Consider the following 22,064-nt stretch of genomic DNA (forward strand, 5'->3'; position numbering starts at 1 on the left):
CCTCCTCGAGGTCGGCGGATTCAAACCCCGACTACACCCTCGATTGTGAAGAGCCACAAATGTTTGCGCATTCTCGCGATGATTCGATTCGTCCATGGGAAGGCGGATGTGCGCGTCTCTGCCGGGCGTGAGCAACACATCCGCACGCTGCAACCCCTGTCGCTAGAGATATGTAACTCGCTCTTCCTCGGTGACTACCTCACTTCCGAGGGTCAGCCGGGCGCCGATGATCTGCGTATGTTGACGGACGGCGGCTACGTCGTGTTGGGAGCCGAAGACATGGCTCCCACGGAGATACCGAAGGTGGCGGCACGCAAGCGGGGCGCAGGCACCACAGCCCCCGCCAATGCGTAACCCACTCGCAAGCCATCCCCCACGTGGCCAACACGGCAGTAGCGGGACCACGCCAAGGAGCCTCCGGTGGGCATGTGCGCGGAGGGCAAGTACAGTGCTCGTTGAACAGTATTCAACGAAGGAGCTTCGCGTCATGGATCTCACCGAGCTTGCCGACCGCGTGATCGCAGGCGGACGGATCACCCGCGACGAAGCCCTCGCCGTTCTGCGCCTACCCGACGCAGACACGGTGCCGCTCGTGGCGGAGGTGGGGCGCGTGCGCCGGGCGTTCCACGGTGACGCGGTGAAGCTGGATTACATCGTGAACCTGAAATCCGGCAAGTGCCCCGAGGACTGCATCTATTGTCCGCAGCGCCTGGGCTCCGACGCGGACATCCTGCGCTACTCCTGGTTGAGCCATGACGAGGCCGTCAAGCTCGCCGCGCGCGGCGTGGCGGCTGGGGCGCGCTCAGTGTGCCTGGTGTCGTCGGGCAACGGGCCGAGCAACCGCGACGTGGAACGCGTCGGCGCCATCGCGCGCAGCGTGAAGGAGCGCCACCCGAGCGTGGAGGTGGCCGCGTGCATCGGCATCCTCAAGCCCGGGCAGGCCGAGCGGCTGGCGGAGTTCGGCGTCGACGCGTACAACCACAACTTCAACACGTCCGCATCGCACTACGCGGACGTGTGCACCACCCACACCCACGCCGACCGGGTGCGCACCGTCCAGATGGCGCGCGAGGCCGGGCTCAGCATCGATGCCGGCCTGCTCGCCGGCATGGGGCAACGCGACGAGCAGCTCGTCGAGGTGGCATTCGAACTGCTCGACGCAGGCGCCAGCGCCGTGCCCGTCAACTTCCTCATGGCCTTCGATGGCACCCCGCTCGCTCACCACAACGAGCTCACCGCTCAGCAGTGCCTGCGCATCCTCGCCATGATCCGCCTCGTCCACGGCCAGGCAGACGTGCGTGTCGCAGCGGGGCGCGAGCAGCACCTGGGCTGGATGCAGCCGCTCGCGCTCGAGGTGGGCAACGCCATCTACTTCGGCGACTACGCCACCGGCAGCGGCCAGGAAGGCAGCGAAGACCTCCGCATGATCGCCGAGGCCGGTCTCAGCATCTACGGCAGCGACCACCGTGAAACGCCGGAGGTGCCCGTCGTGCATATCCGCGACCGCGGAGCCGGCACCGCGCTACCGGCGAACGCGTAGGCCGCCTATTCAGCAGCGGTGCGCGACGATGGCGCGGGCGCCGTCGACGGTGCGGGCCAGGATGATCGTGGCCTGGTTCTGGCCCTTCGGTTTGAGCTGCCGACGCAGGGCGGCCGGGTCGACGTCGAGGGCGCGCTGCTTGATTTCCAGGGTGCCGATGGCGTGCTCGCGCACGTAGCGGGCGAGCGTTTTACGGTCGAAGGGCAACACGGCGTCCACCTCGAAGCAGGTGAGCCACGGCGAGGTGAGCGGCTGATCCGACGAGAGATACGCGACGTGCGCATCCAGCAGCCAAGCCGGCGCGCCGTCCGCGCTTTCCGCGACGAGCCCTGCACGGATGGCGGCACCGTCGGGCTCAGCGACGAAGCGCCCCACCTGAGCCACCGGGAGTTGCGCGCCTGAAGAGCCCAGCTCCGCGACGGGCGACCCCATGCGCACCGCGACGTGCCCCGTCGCATGGTTCCACAGCGACGCCTCGCAGACGTCGCCGCGGTCGGACACCCAGCAGCACTGCACTTGCGCGGGCAGGATTTCCTTCGGCACGCCCGGGCCGAGCTTCACGCACACGAACCGCTGGCTCGCTACGTAGTCCATCGCCAGGCTCCACGGCGGGGTGAAGTGTTCGACGTTCCACGTGCGGCCGCGCGCCGTGCGCCGGGCGGGGTCGAGGAAGACCGCGTCGCCGTCGGGGATGGTGAGCTCCTCGGCCAACCCCAGGCGCGCCGGCCCGGCGCCCACGAGGGCGAGGTTCCACGTCGCGATCTCTACGGTGTCGGGGTCGGCGTCGATGGCAACGACGTCGATCCCGGCCTCAGCGAAGGCCATCGCGTCAGATCCGATGCCACAGCCGACGTCCCACACCCGCCGCACGCCCGCCTCGACGAACCGCTGCGCCCGCCACCTCGCCACCGTGGTGCGGGTGGCCTGTTCGAGCCCTGCCGGGGTGAAGAGCATCTCGTCGGCTCGCTCCAGCTTTGCTGCGGCGCGGCGTCTAAGCGAGACCTGCGTGAGCGCCCACGCGGCGTCTTCAGGTGAGTGTTGGCGGCGGAGGCGTTGCGCGGCGGCGAGCGAATCGGGGTCGGCCTCCCCCGACGCCGCCTCGAGCGCGGCTAGCGGGAATGTACCCACATGCCACCTCGAATGCCCTTGTGGTCGGTGCCATCGACACTGAAGTAGGCCGGTTCGGACCACGCGGCTCCCTTCCACACCAACATGTGGTCGATCCTCGCGAACGGGGGTATCACGTGCGCGACGGGCCACGTCGGCTGCCATTGGGTGAGCTGCGAGCGGGGGTTCAGGATGAGGTTCCCGGAGGTGGAGTCGACGAGTTTCGTCGCGTCGCGGAGGGAGCGCATGGTGGCGTGGCTGGCGACGGCGTTGAAATCCCCCACCGCCATCAGCGGCTTGTCGGAGAAGGGTTGCAGCATGTCTTGGACGCCGCGCGCGTCACGGCGCCACACGTCGGCACCCATCGTCGGCGGCGCAGTGTGGATGGCGGCCAGGTGCACCGGCCGCTCACCGATCGAGGTCTTCACCGTCATCTCGACCACGAAGTTCGAGAACACTTCGTGGTGTTCGGCCACCTTGCGCATGGGGAGCTTCGAATAGATCACGGTGCCGCTGGCGTCGTCGGCGGGAGCGCCCTCGACGTGCGGGAACTGCTTGTCGATGCCCGCTTCCTCGAGTTTGCGCTGCATGACGGGCGTGAACTCCTGGATCACCAACGCCGTGGTACTCGGGCGTACCTCGGCGAGGAGCTGCGCCACATCAGCCCGCCCGTACTGGGCGTTGATGGAGACCACCTGGAGTTCACCGTCGGCTCCATCGGCCGGCTCCATCGACCCAATGAGCGGCGCGCCCCAGAACCCCGCCGCCACGACGAGCAACCCCACCGCGAGGAGTCTGCCGAGGCCTCGCAGTAGCAGCGTCAGGCCGACGAGGAGCGCGAGCGTGAAGGCCCACAGGAATGGGATGAAGGTGGCTACGTAGACGGCGTAGCCGGAACTGTATTGGAGGTCAGGAAACCACTGCAGCACCGCCAAGGGCAGCGTGCCCAGGGCGCCTGCAATGGTGAGTATCCACCCGAGGATGTTGCGCAGCATGGTCACCGTTCCAGGGTAGCGGCGGGGAGTATCGACACCTGCCACGCCGACGTCGAGTGGCCCCCGTCGTAGGGGATGACGCCGTGGAATTGGCCGACCTCGTCGTCGAACACCAGCGGCACGAAGTGGCGGTCGCCGTCCCACATCGGTAGTTCCATCATGGTGTCGATACGGTGCCAGCCGAGCGTGCCCTCCTCGTTCGATGCGGGGATGTCGCCGGTGAATTTCGTGATGAGGAACACGAAGCCGAGCACGTCACGGCCGTTGAACCCGGGCCAGCTCACCGTGCCGCGCAGCTGCATGTCCGTCGCTTCAATGCCGGCTTCTTCGCGGAGTTCGCGACGCATACCCTCGACGACGTCCTCACCCCGCTCCAGCTTGCCGCCCAGCCCGTTGTACTTGCCGAGCTGTTCATCGTCGTCACGGCCGATGCGGTGCACGAGCAGCACGCGCTCGCGCGCTTCGTCGACGATGTATCCGAGCGTGGTGAGTTCCGGCGTGTACGGCATAGGACGAGTGTAGGTGGTGGTTTGGCTAGGTGAAGGGGTCTCGATACGGCACTTCGTGCCTACTCGACCGCCGGAAGACCCGGCGCCCGCGTAACCCGGTGATTGAGTAGCGCCCGCGTGAGCCCTCCCCCCGGTGATTGAGTAGCCCGCGCAGCGGGCGTATCGAAATCACCCCCCGCAGTGGTTTCGACACGGCCCTCCGGGCCGGCTCAACCATCGGGGTCGAACCGCAAGCTAACCCGATATGATATCCACACGCGTTTGCTGAAACCGGCGATTTTGGGCTGTTTCGAGAAACGCGTGTGGATATCGGGTTAGCTCAGGTGAAGGACATGGTTTCGACTCGGCCTTTCGGGCCGGCTCAACCATCGGGCTCCGTAACCCCTCGATGATTGAGCTACCGCGAAGGGGTCCGTCGCCATGGCTCAGAGGGCTCAACCATCGGGGTCCGTAACTCTCGATGATTGAGTAGCCCGCGCAGCGGGCGTATCGAAATCATCTCAGCGGAGGTTTCGACACGCCGCTACGCGGCTACTCAAACACCGGTGGACGGCAGACCAGCCACAGCACCCTCGGCCGGCAGCTCACCAGCGTCCGATCCCTCAGACGCGGCCTCACCAGCACCCGATTCCTCCGTCGCGGACTCATCGCCAGCCGACTCTCCAGACGGAGCTTCACCATCATCCGACTCGTCGGGCTTAACCTCATCGTCGGGACCCACGGGATCTGCCGGCGTCGGGCTGTCGCCGCCGGGCGATTCGAGCCCTTCCCCGTTGCGGTCGCAGGTGAACGCGACGGCGTCGTCGGAGACCGCGAAGGTGACAGGAAGCGTAGTCACGCGCTGCCACGACTTCATCTTGCTGGCATCCTTCGGCGTCGCCTCCGCCTTGAGTATCAGCGTGTAGAAGCCTGGCTTCGAGAAGTACCAGCCCGTGTGCATGTGGCTACCTTGCGGCAGCGCGATCGCCTGCGACGCGTGCTTCTTGGAATCGATCTGCACGACGAACTTCCCGCGGGCCGGGTTGAACCCGCCGATGGCCCAGGCTCCGCCGTCGGGACCCTCCCACGACTCCACCTGGTAGGTCAGCTTCTGGATGTTGGCGTAGTCCAACCCCTCGGTGCTGAATCCGGGCCACGGCAGAGCCTTGTTCTGCGACTCCGGCAGCTCCCACGCATCAGCGGTGCCGAGCACCGCCCGAAGATCAGCCGCGGGGGCCCCGTCGGGAATCTGCTGCTTCGCCGAGTTCGGCACCTCCAGTACCGCACCGTTCCAGGGCAGCGTCTCCTTGCCCGACGCGGTGTCCAGCCTGGAGCGCATCCACAGGCCGCCCTCCTCCTTCAGCACGGTGCTGATGTCGAGGTGACCACTCGAGATCGGCGTGCAGTTCGGCAGCTCCTTCGTCGAGTTGCGGGCGAAGGGGTGGCCGGCCGGCGGGTTCTCCGTCGGTGGCTCCGGGCTCGGCTCGTCGGGGTTCGGCTCGCCCGGTGCGGGATCAGGGTCATCGGTGGGGGTTCCGTCGACGGGGTGCTTGATGGGTGCGCCCTTTGTCGTGCCTTCGGGCAGACCCACCTGCTCGTCAGAGCCGACGAGCCACGGCACCGTGACCACCGGGGACTCCACCTTCTTACCGTCGGCCAGCGTGGCGGTGGCCTTCCACTTCATGCGGTACACGCCAGGCTCAGTGAAGATCCAGGAGTAGTGGCCGTGCGAGCCCGGCTCGTAGGTGCGCAACTCCTCGTCGGTGGACGACAGCTCACGCTCTGGCTTCCCTGCCAGGCCGATGGTGCGGTACAGCTCAACCTTGCCAGGGCCGCCATCGTCGACGAGGGTGAGGCGGAGGTCCTTCACCGTGCCGGGGAGCTCTCCGTGGCCGATGCCAGCCCACACCGGCGGCCAACCGTCGTACAGCTGCTGTGGCGCGAGCCACACAATGTCGCCGGGCTTGCCCATGAACGCGTAGGCCTCGTCGTCGGGCACCCGGAAACGGGACACCTCGTAGCCGTCCTGATCGGCATCGGGGCCAAGGCGGATCGCGACGTCCTTCGCGTCGCGAATGGTGTTCTCACCTTCCCGCACCTTGATGTCGAGCCCGGAACCCGTCCAGACAATGTGCACGGCATCAACGTGCTTGCGGTAGATGAGATCGCGGCCCTCAAACTTCGTGTTCGCAGACGCGCTTCCAGTCATCAACGCCGACAGCAAAAGTGTGAGGGCGACGAGCGCCGCACCCACTTTGGAGGATCGAATTCTCACCACAGCTCCTTATTGCTAATGATTCTCAGTTGCGAAAATATGCGGTGGCGCTGGGCCTGCGCAAGTGAGGGTGGGGCTCACTCCGATGTGAAGAGGTGGGAACCGAGGTGGTCGCGGAGTGATTTCGATACGCGCCCTGCGGGCGCTACTCAATCACCGGGGAACGCGCGCTCGCTACTCAATCACCGGGAGTGAGGGCCACCGATGGTTGAGCCGGCCCGAAGGGCCGTGTCGAAACCATCACCCAAGTGATTTCGATACGCCCGCTGCGCGGGCTACTCAATCACCAGGGTGGCGCGCACGTGGCAACACGCCCGACCGTCGAGTAGGCGGCGCAGCCGCTGTATCGAGACGCACCGCGTAAAAAACTTCAAAATCCGTACGCAGATTGAAGTTTCCCCCTGATTTTGGGGTGGTAGATCAATCTGCGTACGGATTTTGAAGTTTCGTGGAGGGCGCGGGTGCCACTCAGACACCCGACGACCGGACTACTGATCCAGCTCGCGGGTGTCGATCTCGGCAACGCGATCGCCGAGCTCCTCCAGCAGGCGGTGACGCTCGTCGCGTCGCTGGGCCTGCAGGATGGGATCGGGCACCGGCGCCGCAGCTAGGAGCCGCTTCGTGTACTCCTCCTGCGCGTTCATGAGCACGTCCTCGCGGTCGCCCTTCTCGACGATCTTGCCGTACTGCAACACCACGACGCGGTGCGCCAGCGAATCGATCACGGCCAGGTCGTGCGAGATGAACAAGCAGGCGAACCCGAATTCCTTCTGCAAATCCGTGAACATCTCCAGCACGCTCGCCTGCACGGAGACGTCGAGCGCAGAGGTGGGCTCGTCAGCGACGAGCAGGTCAGGGCTCAGCGTGAGCGCCCGGGCGATGGACACGCGCTGACGCTGACCGCCCGAGAGCTCGTGGGGATACCGGTTGTAGGCTGACTTGGGCAGACGAACCGCCTCGAGCAGTTCGTGCACCCGCTGCCGGCGCTCGGCCTTCGTGCCCACGCGGTGCACCTGGAGCGGCTCAGCGATCACGTCACCCACCGGCAGCCGCGGGTTGAGCGACGCCGCCGGGTCCTGGAAGATCACGCCGATGCGCTTGCGAAGCTCCTTCAACTGCTGCCCGCGCAACTTCGTGAGGTCTTCTCCCAGCACGCGCGCCTCGCCCGATGCGACAGGGATCAGGCCGAGCAGGGCGCGGCCGATCGTCGACTTACCGGAGCCCGACTCACCCACGAGGCCGACGATCTCGCCGCGGCGCACGTCGAACGAGACGTCGTCGACCGCACGGAACGGCTTCTTACCAGAGCGCTTGTACTCGACGACGAAGTTGCGGCACTCGAGCGCCATCTCTTGGCTGGTGACGTCGGCCACCTTGTCGCCGAACTGGCCGTGGCCAACACCCAGGTGAGGCACCGCGTCGAGGAGGCGCTTGGTGTAGGGGTGCTGGGGGTGCATGAGCACTTCTTCCGACGTGCCCTGCTCGACGATGTCGCCCTTGAACATGACGGCGACGCGGTCGGCCATGTCGGCAACCACGCCCATGTTGTGCGTGATCAGCAGGATGCCGGTGTTGAGCTTGTCCTTCAGCGAGCGCAGGAGGTCGAGGATGTCGGCCTGCACCGTGACGTCGAGGGCGGTGGTGGGCTCGTCGGCAATGATCACGGCCGGGTCGCACGCGAGCGCCATGGCGATCACCACGCGCTGCCGCATACCGCCGGAGAGCTCGTGCGGGAACTGCTTCGCGCGGCGCTCCGCGTTGGGGATGCCCACGGCCTTGAGCAGATCTACTGCCCGGGCCCAGGCCTCACGCCCGAATGCGACGCCGTGTACCTCCATCGCTTCGGTGAGCTGTTCGCCCACCCGGATGACGGGGTTGAGCGCGGTCATCGGCTCCTGGAACACCATCGCGACGTGGTTGCCGCGCACATTGCGCAGCTGCTTTCCGTTGAGCTTGCCGATGCTCTGGTTCGCGACGATCGTCTCACCCTGGATGTGAGCGTTGCCGGGCAGTAGGCCGAGGGCCGTCGTCGCAGTGACCGACTTGCCCGACCCGGACTCGCCGACGAGGGCCACGACCTCGCCGGGGCGCACGTCGAGGGTCAGCCCCTTCACGGCGTGGACGCGCCCGAACTCCGTCTTGAACTGGACGTCGAGATTCTTGAACTGCAGCACTGCTTCTTGCGTCATGATTCAGCTCCTCAGCTCAGCGTCTGGCGGGGGTCGAAAGCGTCGCGGAGGCCGTCGCCAATGAAGTTGACGCACAGCGCGATGCCCAGAATGAAGATGCCGGGCCACCAGAACAGCCACGGGCGGGTGGTGAGCGTGCTCTGGTAGGTCTGGATGAGCAAACCGAGCGACGTGTCAGGCGGACGCACACCGAAGCCCAAGAACGAGATCGAGGTCTCCACGAGGATGGCCGCGGAGATCGACAACGTCGCATTCACGACGATGGTGCCGAGCGCATTGGGGAGGATGTGGCGGCCGATGATCGTCACCGACGGTGTGCCGATGGCGCGAGCGGCAGCAATGAATTCTCGCTCACGCAGCGACAACACTTCCGCGCGCACCAGACGAGCGAGGCCCGTCCACGAAATCAGGCCGATCATCAACGCCATGAGCGGCACATTCGAACCAAAGGTGCGGCCAAAGACGGCGGCGATCACGAGCAGCGGGAGGATGATCAGCAGGTCGGTGAACCGCATGAGGATCGACTCGGTGATCCCGCGGAAGTAGCCCGCAACGGAACCGATCGTCGTACCGATGAGAGTTGCAACAGTACCGACGGTGAAGGCGATGAACAGCGACACCTGCGCGCCGCGCATCACGAGCGCAAAGTAATCTTTACCGATCGTGTCCTGCCCGAACGGGTGCTCACCGATACGGAACGGGAACAGGCTGAGCGTCGGGGCTCCGCCCGGCATCGCCGACGGGTACGGCGTGACGTAGTTCTTGCCCCACCAACCAGGAATCGGGCCGACGCCAATCGAAGTGACCGACAGCACGAGAATTCCGAGTAGCAGCACCAACGAGACCATCGCTGCCTTGTGGCGCACGAAGCGCCGCATGACCAGCTGGCCCTGCGAATACGACTTGTCGGTGGTCTGGTCGAGGACATCCTCGACGGAGTACGCGTGCGCCTCGTCCATCTGGGGCGAATCTTGAGTGTTGTGTTCAGTCATTTCCCACTCCCTACTAACCGCTAATCCGCGGATCGAGGACGGCGTAGACGAGGTCGGCGATCAGGTTCATCGTCACCGCAGCGCCACCGGCAACCAGGAAGAAGCCCATCACCGGCAGCGGGTCGACGTTCCTCAAGCCGGTCTGGAACAAGTCGCCCATGCCCTTCCATCCGAAGACCTGCTCAGTGATGACCGCGCCACCAATGAGCGCCGCGAAGTCGAACGCCACGATGGTGGCCAGCGGAATGAGCGCGTTGCGCAGCGCGTGGCGGGTAATCACCTTGCGCTCCGAGATGCCCTTCGAACGCGCGGTACGCACGTAGTCCTGGCGGAGCACTTCGAGCATCGAGGCGCGGGTGTAGCGGATATAGCTCGCGATCGAGACCACCATGAGCGCGCACGTCGGCAGCACCAGGTGCGTCGCCGTGTCGATCATGTGGTTCCAGTACGTCGAGCTGAAGTTCGGGGTAGCCGACGCGATGGTGGCGATGGGACGCGGCTGCACCGCAAGATACCTGGCCCAGTTGCTCAGCATCAGATCTGCAAACGCGATGCCGCTGGCAATGATCGACACCACTACGGACGCGAATGTGGCCTGCCGGCGAGAGAACCCGCCGAGCAGCTGACCGGCGAGCACCGCTACGACGATGGACACGAAAAACAGCACGACGAGCGTCCACGTCACTCCAGAGAACGTCGCCGGATCTTCGCGCGGCATCATTAACGTCGGACGCATCACGACGTAGCCGACGATCGCGACGAGCACCGTCACCCCGACAGCGTTGCGCACTCGGGGATTCTTAAAGCCGGAGGTCATCATGATGGCCAAGATGCCTACGCCGATGACGGCAAGAATGTACATCGGGATACCCACCGCCGGGCGGCGGAACCACTGGACGGCATCCATGTACCACAGCACGCCTGCCACGACGGCGAACGATGCCGCGAAGGTGATAAGACGCCGTCGCAGGCTGCCTCCGAGCGCTGCGGCGAGAATGATGCCTACCGCCGTTGCGGCTATCAATATGGTTTGCCAACTGAAGTGGGCTGACGGAATCCAGTCGTTGAATTGGATGGCTGCGTAGTGCTTGAGGAGCACAGCGAACCAGAACACAGGCAGAGAGAAGAACACGAACGCCATGAACGTCACTGCGTAATCGAACCCTGAGTACTGGCGAATGGCAGTGACGATACCCAGCGTGATGCCGATAACGATGGCGAGCAGGGTAGCCAGAGTGACGAGGCGTAGCGTCGAGCCAGCCGCGCTCGCAACGAGCGCATTGACGCTCTGCCCTTCACGGTTGTTGCCGAGATCACACCGCCCGATGAAGCACTTGGCCGCGCCTCCCAGCCAGGAGAAATAGCGTACGTACCAGGGTTTATCGAGACCCATGATGGCGGTGCGTTGGGCTATGCGGTTCTCGCGGTTCGGGTCCTGCGACTCGCGGAGATCTTGCAACGGGTCACCGGAGTTGATGACTAGCACGAACATCACCAGCGAGCCGAGCAGCAGGATCAGAACAGACTGTCCCAACCGCTTCAAAACGTATTTCAACACGTGGATTATCCTTTTCGGCTGGCTCACGCAACGCTATCGAAGAGCTGCGCACCCGGAAACTATAGGGCACATCGCGGCGCTTGAGAAGACGTGAGTCGGGGCAGGCGGAATATCCCCCTGCCCCGACTGACTTCTCTAGCCTGCGATCAGGAGGCGGCTACCCACTGATGCGCGTTCCACGAGACCTGCGACTGCGTCGCGGTCGGGCGAACGTTCTGCAGCTTCGCGTCGGCACCAACCACGCCAGGGTGGGCGTACAGCGGAATACCGAACAGCGTGTCCCACAGTTCCTTCTCAATGGCGATGGTCTGCTCCTGGTGGACGTTCTCGTCGAGCGAACCCGCGAGCTTCTCCCACGCGGCGTCGACCTTCTCGTTGGAGTACTCGCCGAAGTTCTGCTGACGATTCGAGGAGTAGATGTTCTGGCCGGAAGCGATCTGGCCGGAGCCAGCCCAAGCGAACAGCGCCACCTCGTAGTTACCGGCCGGCACCTCCTTATCGAAGAACCTGTCGGAGCTGGCGTCGACGATCTCGAAGCCAGCCTCCTTGCAGACGGCCTGGATCAGGTTGACGGTCTCCTGGCGACGCAGGTTACCTGCCTGGTAGCCGATGCGAACCTCGAGCGGGGTCTTGACGCCGGCTTCAGCGAGCTTGGCCTTCGCGCCCTCGATGTCGATCTCGTCGTAGCGACCGTCGTAGGACTTCGACGTGATGGCCTCGTACTTCTCCTTCTGGAAGGGGAACACCTCACGAGCGTTCATCACAACAGCATCGGGGTTGATGGGCTTGACGAGCTGGTCGACGATCTGCTTCCGCGGCACGCACATCGCGAAGGCTTCACGCACCTTCTGATCCGTCATCACGTTGCCCTCGCGGAAGTTGAAGTCGAGGTGCTCCCAGGTAAGCGTGGAGTACTGGTAGACCTTGATCCCGTCGCCCATGCCCTCCAGCTGCGGCACGGTGTCCACCGTGGCCTGCGGTGCGATCACCTGGACGTCACCGTTCTGCAGCGACTGGGCCTGGATGGCGTCGTCGAGGAAGCGGAACACGAGCTCCTTGGTGGCCGCAGGCTCGCCCCAGTACTTGTCGTTCGCAGTGAGCGTGAGGGATTCGCCGGCCTTCCAGCCGCCCTCCTTCAGCTTGTATGGGCCAGCGGACGGCACTTCGCTCATGTCCTTCGGAAGCTCGCCGGGGTTGTAGATCCAGCCCTCGTTCCAGAACTTCGCGGCCTTGCGCACGGTGTCGCCGTCCTTGTCGAGGATGGCCTTGGCGAGCGCGTCGGGCTCCAGGCCGGACTTCTTCGCCACGATGTGTGCAGGGAGCACCGAGGTGACGTTGATCATGTAGTCCGGGTCAGGGGTGGAGTACTCGACGGTGAAGGTCTTGGAACCAACTTCACCCTTCGGGCCGTCGAGCACCTTCTCCGCCAAGCTGCTGGAGACGTGGTTGAACACGGCCTTGGCTTTCTTGTTCTCACCGCTAGCGAAGCCCGGAGCGACGAACTCAGGGTTCTGCGCGGCCCAGTCGAGGAGGTAGTCGTTGATGGTAATCGGGGTGCCATCCGACCACACGGCATCGTCGGCGATGGTGTACTTCACGATCAGCGGGTCTTCGCTGGTGACCTCAACGGTGCCGAACTTCTCGTCGCGGCAAATGGTGCCGTCGGTGCCGAAGTAGGTGAATCCGCCGCGCATCATGCCGTCGATCACGCGGTTGTACGTGGAGTAGGTGTCGGCGGTCATGGCGTTGTAGCCCGTCCAGTCGGGCTTGCCTGCGGTGTAGGCAACCTGACCCTCAGCGGATTCGGTAATGCCGAGATCCTTCAGGCAGGGATCGTCCGATTCCGTGGCTTCCGGTTCTTTGCCCTCTCCACCAGCGGAGGCCGATGCGTTCCCGTCCTTGGGACCGGCTGCGGGATCGTCCGAGGTGCAAGCGCCAAGCAACAGCGCACCGCTCATCAGCAGCGCGAGAGATGCAGACCCTCTCAACTTCATGGGTTCTCCTTTGTCGTCAACGACAGTCAGTGGACCTGCTGGCCCAATTGGGGTGGACACTATCGACTTCCGCGGGCGAAAGAACAGGTTTCTCAGAAAAACAGGGGCAATCGTTATGGAATAGAGACTCTCGAGGCCACTCCTAACCGCGACGCATAGTTCCGGCAAGAAAGCGGTACTGGTCTCACTGTGTGGACAGCCATATGGCGCTGACTAGCGCACGACCACCGTTTCGACGGGGAGCCCGGAGTGCGCCGAGATGTCCAGGCCGCTCGGTTCGAGCCCGGCCGCGACGACTTGCGCGCCGACGGCGGCAATCATGGCGCCGTTATCGGTGCACAGCCCTGGCCTAGGGCGTCGGAACTCGAACCCGGCTTCTTCGGCGCGCTCGGCCAGCAGCGTGCGCAGCCGTGAGTTCGCGGCCACTCCCCCGCCGAGCAGGATGGATTCGACGCCCAGGTGGCGGGCCGCGTCGATAGTTTTGGCCGACAGCACGTCGGCGACGGCTTCCTGGAAGCTGGCGCACACGTCGGCGACGGGAATCTCCCCGCCTTCGATGCGTCGTTGTTCTACCCAGCGAGCGACGGCGGTCTTGAGGCCGGAGAAGGAAAAGTCGAAGCGGTGCTTCTCGAGATCGTGCCTGGCCGTGAGTCCGCGGGGGAATCGGATGGCCGACGGGTTCCCCTCCTGCGCGAGGTTGTCGATCACCGGCCCGCCCGGGTAGGAGAGCCCCAGCAGGCGGGCGACCTTGTCGTAGGCCTCGCCGGCAGCGTCGTCGATGGTGGAACCGAGTTCGGTCACGTCCGTCGCGATGTCACGCACGTGGAGCAGCGACGTGTGACCGCCCGAGACGAGCAAGGCCAGCGACGGCGTCGGGAGCGGCCCGTGGTCGAGCAAGTCGACGGCGACGTGGCCAATGAGGTGGTTCACGCCGTAGAGCGGCTTGCCGAGGTAGGCGGCGAGCGCCTTGGCCGACGCGAGCCCCACCACGAGCGCGCCCATGAGCCCGGGGCCAGCGGTGACGGCGACGGCGTCGATGTCGGCGAGGTCGACGTCTGCGGTGCGCACGGCGCGTTCAAGCGCGGGCACGATGGCGGCGAGATGCGCGCGGCTCGCCACCTCCGGCACCACCCCACCGAAGCGAACGTGGAGGTCCACCGAGCTCGCCACCTCGTTGGCGAGCAGCGTCGATCCGCGCACGATACCGACGCCGGTCTCGTCGCAGGAGGATTCGATACCCAGGATCAACGGCTCGCTCATGGTTGGCAGTTCCTCTCCATTACCAGCGCGTCGGCCCCCGCGCCGTAGTAATCGTTTCGACGGTGGATCGTCGAAAAGCCGTGCTTGCGGTACAACTCGACGGCGGGCAGGTTGTCGTCGCGCACCTCCAGCAGGCAGCGCTTGCCGACCGCGCTGAACCCGGCTTGCATGAGCGCGTCTGCCACGCCTTGGCGGCGCGCGTCGGGGCGCACGACGATGCGGTTCAGGTCGGCGGCTTCGCCCATGTCCTGGAACGTGATGACGCCGAGCAGCCGCGTATCTCTCGCGACGAGTGTGGTGCGGCGTGACCCCCGGAGCTCCTGCGCCCACGAGGCTTCACTCCAGCGCTCCTTCGTCGGGAAGCAGGCTTCGAGTTCGAGGATCTCCGGCAGATCGTCGAGGGTTGCGACGACGGGCTTCATCGCCGCACTTTCAGCCGAGGAAGCACCGACTTAGGCTTACCCGGCACCGTCGCGTCCGCGGCGCGCAGATAGTACGGCTCCTCCCCCGCCGCGGGCAGCTGGCTGTGGCGTGCGGCGAGGAGGCTCGCGTCGAGGGACACGGGGCCGGCGAATGCCACCTGGCTACGATACTCGTCGGGAATATCGCCGTAGACGGGGATGCGCGGCAGGGCGTCAGGGGCGCCCACCTGGGGCTCGCGCTCGCGAACACCGTCGACGTAGCGCGCCCAGAACAGCTCCTTGCGACGGGCGTCGGAGGCGACGAGGAACTCGCCCTGCGCGTCCACGGCCAGCGCGATGGCGTCGAGCGAGCACACGCGGCGCAGCGCCCGGCCCCCGACCGCGGCGAGCGTGGCGCCCGTCGCGATGCCCACCCGCAAGCCGGTGTAGGGGCCAGGACCCATCCCGACGACGAACTCATCGACGTCGGTGAGCGCCACGCCCAGCTCGGCGCAGACCTGCTGCACCGACGGCATGAGCTGCTCGACGTGAGCGCGCGCATCGGCGACCACCGCCGACGGCCCAGGTGCCCCGTCGCGAGCGATGCCGACGGCCACGTGGTGCGAAGTGTCGATAGCGAGGGTAATCATGCGAACTCCCGGAACTGATCGAGGACGCCGGCCCACCGCTGGCCGAGCCCGGTGAAGTAGACGGTGCGCTGGTCGTCGGCGGGGTCGTCGCTGCGTTGGATGTCGATTGCGAGTGGCTCGTCGCTCAGCCATTCCGCCAAGCCAGCGCCCCATTCCACCAGCGTCACCGACGTGGCGAGCGTGCTCTGGAGGTCGATGTCGGCCAGCTCGTCAGCCGAGCTGAGACGGTAGGCGTCGACGTGCACCAGGCCTGGGCCGGACCCGCGGGACGGGTGGATTCTGGACAGCACAAAGGTGGGCGAAATCACGGGGCCGTCGACGTCGAGACCTTCGCCGATGCCCTGCGTGAGCGTGGTCTTACCCGCGCCAAGCTCCCCCGTCGCGACGATCACGTCGCCCGCGCGCAGCACTTGGGCGAGCTTTTGGCCGAGCCGGCGCATGGCCTCGGCGTCGGGCACCTGCACAGCGACGGGCAGCGCGCGCGCCAGTACGACGCCGTTCTTCGTGGGACGACGCTGCGCGAAACCTGCGCGCTCCCACCACGCGATGTTGTGGGGGAACTCGTGGCGCGCAACCGCCTCTACCTGGCGAAACCCCAGGTCAGCCAACGCAGTGAGCGTGGCCGACACCATCTGGAATCCGACGCCAGAACCTGCGGCCGCGGGCACCACGCTCACGCGGCACAGCCTGGCGGTGTCGCCGTCGACGGCGACGAGCAGCCCCGCGATGGGGGCGCCGTCGCGTTCCAACAGGATGCCGTAGCCCGCCTCGATGGCGTCTCGCACGCTCTCGACGGTGTCGGACAGCGCGGCGGCCGGCGGATCGACGGGCGGGCGGGCAGCGAAGGCCTCGCGGATCACCGAGTGGAGCGCCTCGGCGTCCGATGGCTCGGCGAAACGAAGGGAAATGCTCATGTCAGCTACCGATCCTAGGCCCGAATCCAGCCCGCCCCAAGCGGGTGCGCGACGGATTCATCGTCGCCCCCTCGGCCTGCGCGGCCGCCCGTGGAAGCCAGGCTTGCGCGGGCTGGAGCGGCGCGGCTGCTGCTTGGGTTTGATGAGATCGAGAAACGCCGACTCCTCGACGGCGACCCCCGACGCGGGCTTCGCGCCGGTGAGTTCGGCGACGGTGGCGTCGCCGGGCGCAGCCTCCACGTTGCGTGCCTCGACGCCCGCTTGCCCGAGGATGCGGCGCATGAGCTTGCGCTGGTGCGGGAGCACCACCGTGGCGACGGTGCCCGCCGTGCCGGCGCGGGCGGTGCGGCCGGCACGGTGTAGATAGTCCTTGGCATCGCGGGGCGGATCCATTTGCACGACGAGGCTCACGTCGTCGACGTGAATCCCTCGGGCCGCGACGTCGGTGGCGACGAGCACGGGCACGTCGCCGGATTTGAATGCGGCGAGGATGCGCGCGCGGGCGCCCTGGGTGAGGCCGCCGTGCAGGGCGCCCGCCATCACGCCGGCGGCGCGCAGCTGCCCGGCGATGCGGTCGGTGCCCTTTTGGGTGCGCGCGAACACGACGGTGCGGCCGTCGCGCGACGCGAGTTCGGCGGTGACCGCGAGTTTGTCGTGGGGTTTCGTCTGCAGCGAGAGGTGGGTCATCGACGTCACCGACACCTGCCCGGAATCCACCTCGTGCGTGATGGGGTCGGTGAGGTAACGCTCGACGATGCGGTCGACCGCGGCGTCGAGGGTTGCCGAGAACAGGAGACGCTGCCCGCGCTCGGGTGTGGCGTCGAGAATGGCCGTGACTTCGTCGGTGAACCCCATCTCGGCCATGTGGTCGGCCTCGTCGAGCACGGTGATTTCGATGTTGCCGAGGTCGGCGGCGCCTTGCTGCATGAGGTCGATGAGGCGGCCCGGAGTGGCGACGACGACGTCGACGCCGCGCGCGAATGCCTTGATCTGCGGGTTGTAACTCATGCCGCCTGCGACGAGCGTCAGCGACAATCCGACCGATGCGGCGAGCGGGGCGAGGTTGTCTGCGATTTGCAGGGCGAGTTCGCGCGTCGGGCTCAGGATGATCGCGCGCGGGCCGCGCCCGTCGGTAGCCGACAAGCGAGTGAGCAGTGGCAGGCCAAAGGCCAGTGTCTTGCCAGAGCCGGTGCGGGCGCGTCCGAGCACGTCGCGGCCTTCGAGCGCGTCGCGGATGGTGGCTTCCTGGATTGCGAAGGGCTGCGTGATGCCCTCGGCCGCGAGCACGCCGACGATCTCGTCGGCCACGCCCAGCTCGGTGAAGCCGTTCACGACGCCCACCTCGGCCTGGACGGTCTTGGCCTCCCATGCCATCTGGTCTGGCTCCGGGCGCTCAACCTCTCGACGAGGCTTGTCCCAGTGTTTCTTGGGCTTATCCCAGCGCTGCTTGGGTTTGTCCCACTGTTTCTTGGGCTTGTCCCATGGCTTGGCGTTGTGCTTGTTCTTGGCGTTGCCCTTGGCGCCACCGCGCTTGGCGGGGTGCTCGGGGCGCTGCGTCGACTTCTCCCAGCGCTGCTTCGGTTTGTCCGGGCGCTGTTTCGGTTGCTGTGTATTGGCGGCACGTTTATCCGACGAGCGGCCACCCTGATCAGCGAACTGTTGGGCGCGACGTTCGGCACGATTGCGCGGCGGGAAGTCGTCGTCGCGTCGCCCGCCTCGACGGCGCGGCGCGCGTCCTCGAGCAGCGCGCTGCTCGGCGGTCCACCGCTTCTTGGGTGTGCCGTCTGCGTGATGGGACTTGGGACCGCGGGCCATGGGCAACCTATCGGTAGAAGGAAAGAGCCACGAATACGTGAACCAAGTCAGCTTAGGCGCTTTCGCCCGCGCTCACCAATCGTCGCTGTCAGCCAGCGAGTACCTTTCCCCCACGCACAGTCATGCCGATGACCTTCTCGTAGTGCCCCACGAGCTCGCCGCACACGTTGCGCCAGGTGCGACTCAGCGTGGACTCGCGGGCGGCGGAGGCGAACGCGGCGCGCTTGGCGTCGTCGCCGATGAGGTCGAGGACGTGGCCCCGCATCGCCTGCAAGTCGCCGGGCGCGTAGAGCCAGCCGGTGCGCGAGTGGTCGACGAGGTCGATCGGCCCGCCACGACGGGGCGCAATCACCGGCAGACCGGACGCTTTCGCTTCCTGAATCGCCTGGCAGAAGGTCTCCAGCTCGCCGGTGTGCACGAAGAGGTCGAGCGACGCCATGGCGGCGGGTAGATCGTCGCCTGTGAGCTGGCCCAGGAATGCGGCGCCGGGGAGTTGCTGCTCAAGCGCAGGGCGGCTCGGCCCGTCGCCGATGATGACGAGGCGGGTGTTGGGGATGTCGCGGAGCACCGCGAGGTCTTCGACGCGCTTCTCGCTGGCGAGCCGACCCATGTAACCGATGAGCCTTTCACCGTTCGGGGCGAGCTTCGCGCGCAGGGCGTCGCTGCGTTTGGCCGGGTCGAAGCGGACGGAGTCGACGCCACGGCCCCACACGCCGACCCTCGGGATGCCCTGATCGATCAGCTGCTGGCGGGCGAACGTCGACGGTGCGAAGTTCAGCGTCGCGAGCGAGTGAATCTGGCGCACGTGCCGCCACAGCAGCGGCTCGACGGCAGCGAAACCGTAGCGGGCCGCGTAGCTGGGCACCTCGGTTTGGTAGATGCCCACCATCGGGATGCCGAGCTGGGCTGCGACCTCCGCAGCCTTGTACCCGACGACGAACGGTGCCGCGAGGTGAACCACGTCAGGCGCGAAAGCCATGAGCGTGTGACGCAGGTGGGTCTTCGTCGTCGTGACGACGCGCACCACCTCGTAACCGGGAAGGCCGACGCTCGTCACGGGCACCACGGGGAAGCCGTTCGACTCCGTCGGCGTCTTATTGCCGTCGGCAGGGGCGATCACGAGGGCCTCGTGCCCTTCGGCTCGGAGATGCTCGAGAATCCTCAGGACGGAGTTGGTGACTCCGTTCACCTGAGGCAGGAATGATTCCGTGACAATCGCTACCCGCACGCCTTCGATGCTACTCCAGTGGACTACGAAGCCCATCCCCGATGAGCAAACAGAAGATGAACAACCCGTGAAGCCCGGCTTATAGATGGTGTTGTGCGACTGAGCGCACGCTAGATGCCGAAAACCGGCCATGATGGCCCAACAATCGCATTTGGCGTGCGCTCAGTCGCACAACTCGTGGTAGACCGGGCTGCTGTTAGTTCCCCTCGTGGTGGTCATGGTCGCCGTAGTCCATGTCTTCGTGCTTGTGGTACGTCTCCTGCTCCTCCGTAAACTCCTTGATAGGAGCTGTGATTTCGGAGGTCTGATCGTTATCGAAGGTCAGCTTGCAGTGCACCTCTTCCCCACCAACGGGCAGTTCCTTCTTGACGCCCATCAGCATGATGTGTGGCCCGCCGGGGGCAAGGTGCTGGTGACCTTCGGCGGGAACCGGAACCTTGTCCGTCTTCCGCATGATCATCTCGCCGTCTTTCATGACCATCTCGTGCAGCTCAGTCTTCTCGGCGACGTCGCCGCAATCCGCGCTGACGAGGTTGATCAGTTTCTTGCCGGGGTTGCTGAGGTTGACGTACACCGCCGTCATGCCCGGCTCCTGCGTTCCCGTCGTGGTCCTGGTCCAGGCCTCGCCGGTCAACACACCGGGGGTTTCCGCTTGTTGGGCGCAGCCGGCCAGCGCAAGGGCGGCCACCGCGAGTGTTGCAATACGCTTCATGGCGGGTAGCTTAACCCGCCGAGTAGGGTTGTAGCCATGTCTGGAGTGTCACGACGGGGAATGCTGGGGGCCGGCGCGGGCGCCGTCGCAGGCCTTGGGTTGGCCGCTTCGATGCACTTTGCCAACGATACGACCCCGCAGCGCAGCAAGGCGGAGGCTGTCACCGGGCAGACCTATTCGCCGTTTGCAGAGCACCAAGCTGGCATCATCACGCCGGTTCCCGCTGCGGCGGAACTCATCGCCTTTGATCTCAAGCCCGACGTCGACAAGGCCGCGCTCGGACGCATGATGCGCGTGTGGTCGACGGACATTTCTGCGCTCATGCGGGGCGTTCCGCTCGCAGGCGACACCCTGCCCGACATGGCCGCCCAACATGTATCGCTGAGCGTGCTCGTCGGGTTTGGGCCGAAGGTGTTCACGCTCGACGGGCTGCACGACAAGTTGCCGGCCGGGTTCCAGGAAATCCCGCCGATGCGCCACGACAAGCTCGACGACGCCTACTGCGGCGGCGACTTGCTGCTGTGGATCAGCGCCGACGACTTCACCTCCGTCGCCTACGCGAAGCGACGGCTCACCCACGACGCCGAGCCGTGGGCGAGCGTGCGGTGGGCACAGCAAGGCTCGTGGCGAGCCACCGGGCCCGACGGGGAGCCCATCACTGGGCGCAACCTGTTCGGCCAAGTGGATGGCACCGCCAATGCCACCGGTGCGCTGGCCGACGGCACGCTGTGGTCCGACGAGGGATGGCTCGCCGGCGGCACGCAGCTCGTGGTGCGACGGATCGAGATGGACCTGCCGGAGTGGGACAAACTCACCCGCAACCAGATGGAGCAGACGATCGGCAGGGACCTCGCGACGGGGGCACCGCTGTCGGGCGGCACGGAGTTCACGCCCATGGATTTCATGGCGCGGCGCCCCGAAGACGGCGGCCTCGCGATTGCCGAGGACGCCCACGCCAAGCTCGCTCACCCCAGCCAAAACAATGGCCGCAGGATGCATCGTCGGGGGCTCAATTACTCCGATCACACCGGAACCGGGCTCATCTTCAATGCGTTCCAGGCGAACATTGCGAAGCAATTTATTCCGATTCAGCGCGTGCTCGACGATGCCGACGCGCTGAATGAGTGGACGACGACGGTGGGGTCGGCGGTGTTCGTCATTCCACCCGGCATGCGCGAGGGCGGCTGGCTCGCCCAGGAGCTGCTCGCCTGATCGGCGGCCTCAGGCCTCCACGGCCTCCTCGGGGAGCTGCTCCGCCTCCTCGATCTCGTTGAGGTAGTTGTAGACCGAGAATCGGGACACCCGCAGCTCCTCGGCGGCGCGCTCGACGGCCTCACGCAGCGAGAAGAACCCACGGGCCTTCAGCAGGCGGACCACCTCCACCTTGTGCTGCTTGCGCATGAGGTCGACGGGCACGCCCACCTCCTCCACCACCCGGGCGAGGAGCTGGTCCGCGGCCTCGTCGAGGTCCTTGAAGTAGAGCTCCGCGGGGGCCGGCGCCTGCACGGCCTCGGGCAGGCGGGTGGCGTGGCCGAGCACGCGGGCAGCCACGGCCTCGATCTCGAACCACATGCTGACGTCCGAGTTGAAGCACAGGGCGGCCACGGGCACGCCCGCGTCGTCGCGAACCACGATGGTGGTGGAGCGCAGGAGGCGGCCGTCGGGCAGGCGGGACTGGTACCCGGCCTCGGACTCGAGCCTGCCTTCGGCGACCTTGGACAGGAGCAGGTCGGTGGCGGGCCCGCCCACCTTCCGCCCGGTGAGCGATCCGGCGATGGCGACGATCGAGTTCGGCAGCCTCGTGAGGTCGTGCAGGACCACCTCACTGTCGTGCATGAGGCCCTCCTTCAGGGGCTCGACCATCTGCTGCAACGTCGCGAGTATTGTGCCCTTCTGCATCAAACCTCCTCCTCAGGAGCACATCGTATCCTGCCCCACTCGCTCGA

18 protein-coding genes and 1 pseudogene are annotated in these 22,064 nt (G+C 66.1%); 3 read left to right on the forward strand and 16 right to left on the reverse strand.

The genetic code is table 11. From position 1 onward, the window contains the following. The first annotated feature begins 18 nt into the window (after window positions 1-18). Together Q0X68_RS09600 and bioB are read left to right on the forward strand one after the other, a co-directional pair. Entirely contained in the window at window positions 19-354 is a 336-nt protein-coding gene (locus Q0X68_RS09600; protein WP_366128146.1) for a hypothetical protein, read from the forward strand. A 133-nt stretch (window positions 355-487) separates the two neighbouring features. Further along, the gene (bioB, locus tag Q0X68_RS09605; RefSeq protein ID WP_297750856.1) at window positions 488-1,540 is read left to right on the forward strand and encodes a biotin synthase BioB; all 1,053 of its coding nucleotides are present in this window, start codon (window positions 488-490) and stop codon (window positions 1,538-1,540) included. 9 nt (window positions 1,541-1,549) lie between these two features. Here the strand turns inward: bioB and Q0X68_RS09610 are convergent, their stop codons facing one another. From Q0X68_RS09610 to Q0X68_RS09685, 15 genes and pseudogenes are all read right to left on the reverse strand, one after another. Further along, window positions 1,550-2,668, reverse strand: a complete 1,119-nt coding sequence (locus Q0X68_RS09610; protein ID WP_297750859.1) for a THUMP-like domain-containing protein — start codon at window positions 2,666-2,668, stop codon at window positions 1,550-1,552. Continuing rightward, entirely contained in the window at window positions 2,650-3,642 is a 993-nt protein-coding gene (locus tag Q0X68_RS09615) for an endonuclease/exonuclease/phosphatase family protein (protein ID WP_297750915.1), read from the reverse strand. Before Q0X68_RS09615 ends, Q0X68_RS09610 begins: the two co-directional genes overlap by 19 nt. 2 nt (window positions 3,643-3,644) lie before the next feature. Then, window positions 3,645-4,151 (reverse strand): 8-oxo-dGTP diphosphatase, encoded by a 507-nt coding sequence (locus Q0X68_RS09620; protein WP_297750861.1) that lies wholly within the window; start codon window positions 4,149-4,151, stop codon window positions 3,645-3,647. A 535-nt stretch (window positions 4,152-4,686) separates the two neighbouring features. Then, window positions 4,687-6,405 (reverse strand): choice-of-anchor M domain-containing protein, encoded by a 1,719-nt coding sequence (locus tag Q0X68_RS09625; RefSeq protein ID WP_297750865.1) that lies wholly within the window; start codon window positions 6,403-6,405, stop codon window positions 4,687-4,689. A gap of 488 nt (window positions 6,406-6,893) precedes the next feature. Continuing rightward, entirely contained in the window at window positions 6,894-8,594 is a 1,701-nt protein-coding gene (locus Q0X68_RS09630; protein ID WP_297750868.1) for an ABC transporter ATP-binding protein, read from the reverse strand. An 11-nt stretch (window positions 8,595-8,605) separates the two neighbouring features. Further along, on the reverse strand, window positions 8,606-9,586 hold the full coding sequence (locus tag Q0X68_RS09635; protein WP_297750870.1) for an ABC transporter permease: 981 nt from the start codon (window positions 9,584-9,586) through the stop codon (window positions 8,606-8,608). A gap of 13 nt (window positions 9,587-9,599) precedes the next feature. Continuing rightward, window positions 9,600-11,144, reverse strand: a complete 1,545-nt coding sequence (locus tag Q0X68_RS09640; protein WP_297750873.1) for an ABC transporter permease — start codon at window positions 11,142-11,144, stop codon at window positions 9,600-9,602. A 146-nt stretch (window positions 11,145-11,290) separates the two neighbouring features. After that, entirely contained in the window at window positions 11,291-13,138 is a 1,848-nt protein-coding gene (locus tag Q0X68_RS09645) for an ABC transporter family substrate-binding protein (protein WP_297750876.1), read from the reverse strand. A 213-nt stretch (window positions 13,139-13,351) separates the two neighbouring features. Continuing rightward, window positions 13,352-14,398: a tRNA (adenosine(37)-N6)-threonylcarbamoyltransferase complex transferase subunit TsaD gene (tsaD, locus tag Q0X68_RS09650; protein ID WP_297750879.1), complete on the reverse strand. Its 1,047-nt coding sequence runs from the start codon at window positions 14,396-14,398 to the stop codon at window positions 13,352-13,354. Then, window positions 14,395-14,820, reverse strand: a complete 426-nt coding sequence (locus Q0X68_RS09655; protein WP_297750882.1) for a GNAT family N-acetyltransferase — start codon at window positions 14,818-14,820, stop codon at window positions 14,395-14,397. Before Q0X68_RS09655 ends, tsaD begins: the two co-directional genes overlap by 4 nt. Beyond that, on the reverse strand, window positions 14,817-15,449 hold the full coding sequence (gene tsaB, locus Q0X68_RS09660) for a tRNA (adenosine(37)-N6)-threonylcarbamoyltransferase complex dimerization subunit type 1 TsaB (RefSeq protein WP_297750885.1): 633 nt from the start codon (window positions 15,447-15,449) through the stop codon (window positions 14,817-14,819). Before tsaB ends, Q0X68_RS09655 begins: the two co-directional genes overlap by 4 nt. After that, on the reverse strand, window positions 15,446-16,363 hold the full coding sequence (gene tsaE, locus Q0X68_RS13155) for a tRNA (adenosine(37)-N6)-threonylcarbamoyltransferase complex ATPase subunit type 1 TsaE (RefSeq protein WP_366128141.1): 918 nt from the start codon (window positions 16,361-16,363) through the stop codon (window positions 15,446-15,448). The genes tsaB and tsaE overlap by 4 nt, the downstream gene beginning before the upstream one ends. Window positions 16,364-16,489: 126 nt before the next feature. Continuing rightward, a pseudogene (locus Q0X68_RS09675) lies at window positions 16,490-17,737 on the reverse strand (DEAD/DEAH box helicase); the annotation flags it as partial. A gap of 529 nt (window positions 17,738-18,266) precedes the next feature. Then, on the reverse strand, window positions 18,267-19,406 hold the full coding sequence (locus tag Q0X68_RS09680) for a glycosyltransferase family 1 protein (protein WP_297750891.1): 1,140 nt from the start codon (window positions 19,404-19,406) through the stop codon (window positions 18,267-18,269). Between the two features lie 196 nt (window positions 19,407-19,602). Continuing rightward, complete coding sequence (locus tag Q0X68_RS09685; RefSeq protein WP_297750894.1) at window positions 19,603-20,118, reverse strand: copper chaperone PCu(A)C; 516 nt, start codon at window positions 20,116-20,118, stop codon at window positions 19,603-19,605. A gap of 36 nt (window positions 20,119-20,154) precedes the next feature. On the opposite strand from Q0X68_RS09685, the gene Q0X68_RS09690 reads away from it, so the two are divergent. Then, window positions 20,155-21,330, forward strand: a complete 1,176-nt coding sequence (locus Q0X68_RS09690; protein WP_297750897.1) for a Dyp-type peroxidase — start codon at window positions 20,155-20,157, stop codon at window positions 21,328-21,330. Between the two features lie 9 nt (window positions 21,331-21,339). On the opposite strand, the gene Q0X68_RS09695 is transcribed toward Q0X68_RS09690, so the two are convergent. Beyond that, a complete protein-coding gene (locus Q0X68_RS09695; protein WP_297750900.1) occupies window positions 21,340-22,017 on the reverse strand; it encodes a transcriptional regulator in 678 nt (225 codons plus the stop codon). Window positions 22,018-22,064 lie beyond the last annotated feature (47 nt).

It is taken from the genome of uncultured Tessaracoccus sp. (genome assembly GCF_947286155.1).
Taxonomy (GTDB): Bacteria; Actinomycetota; Actinomycetes; order Propionibacteriales; family Propionibacteriaceae; genus Arachnia.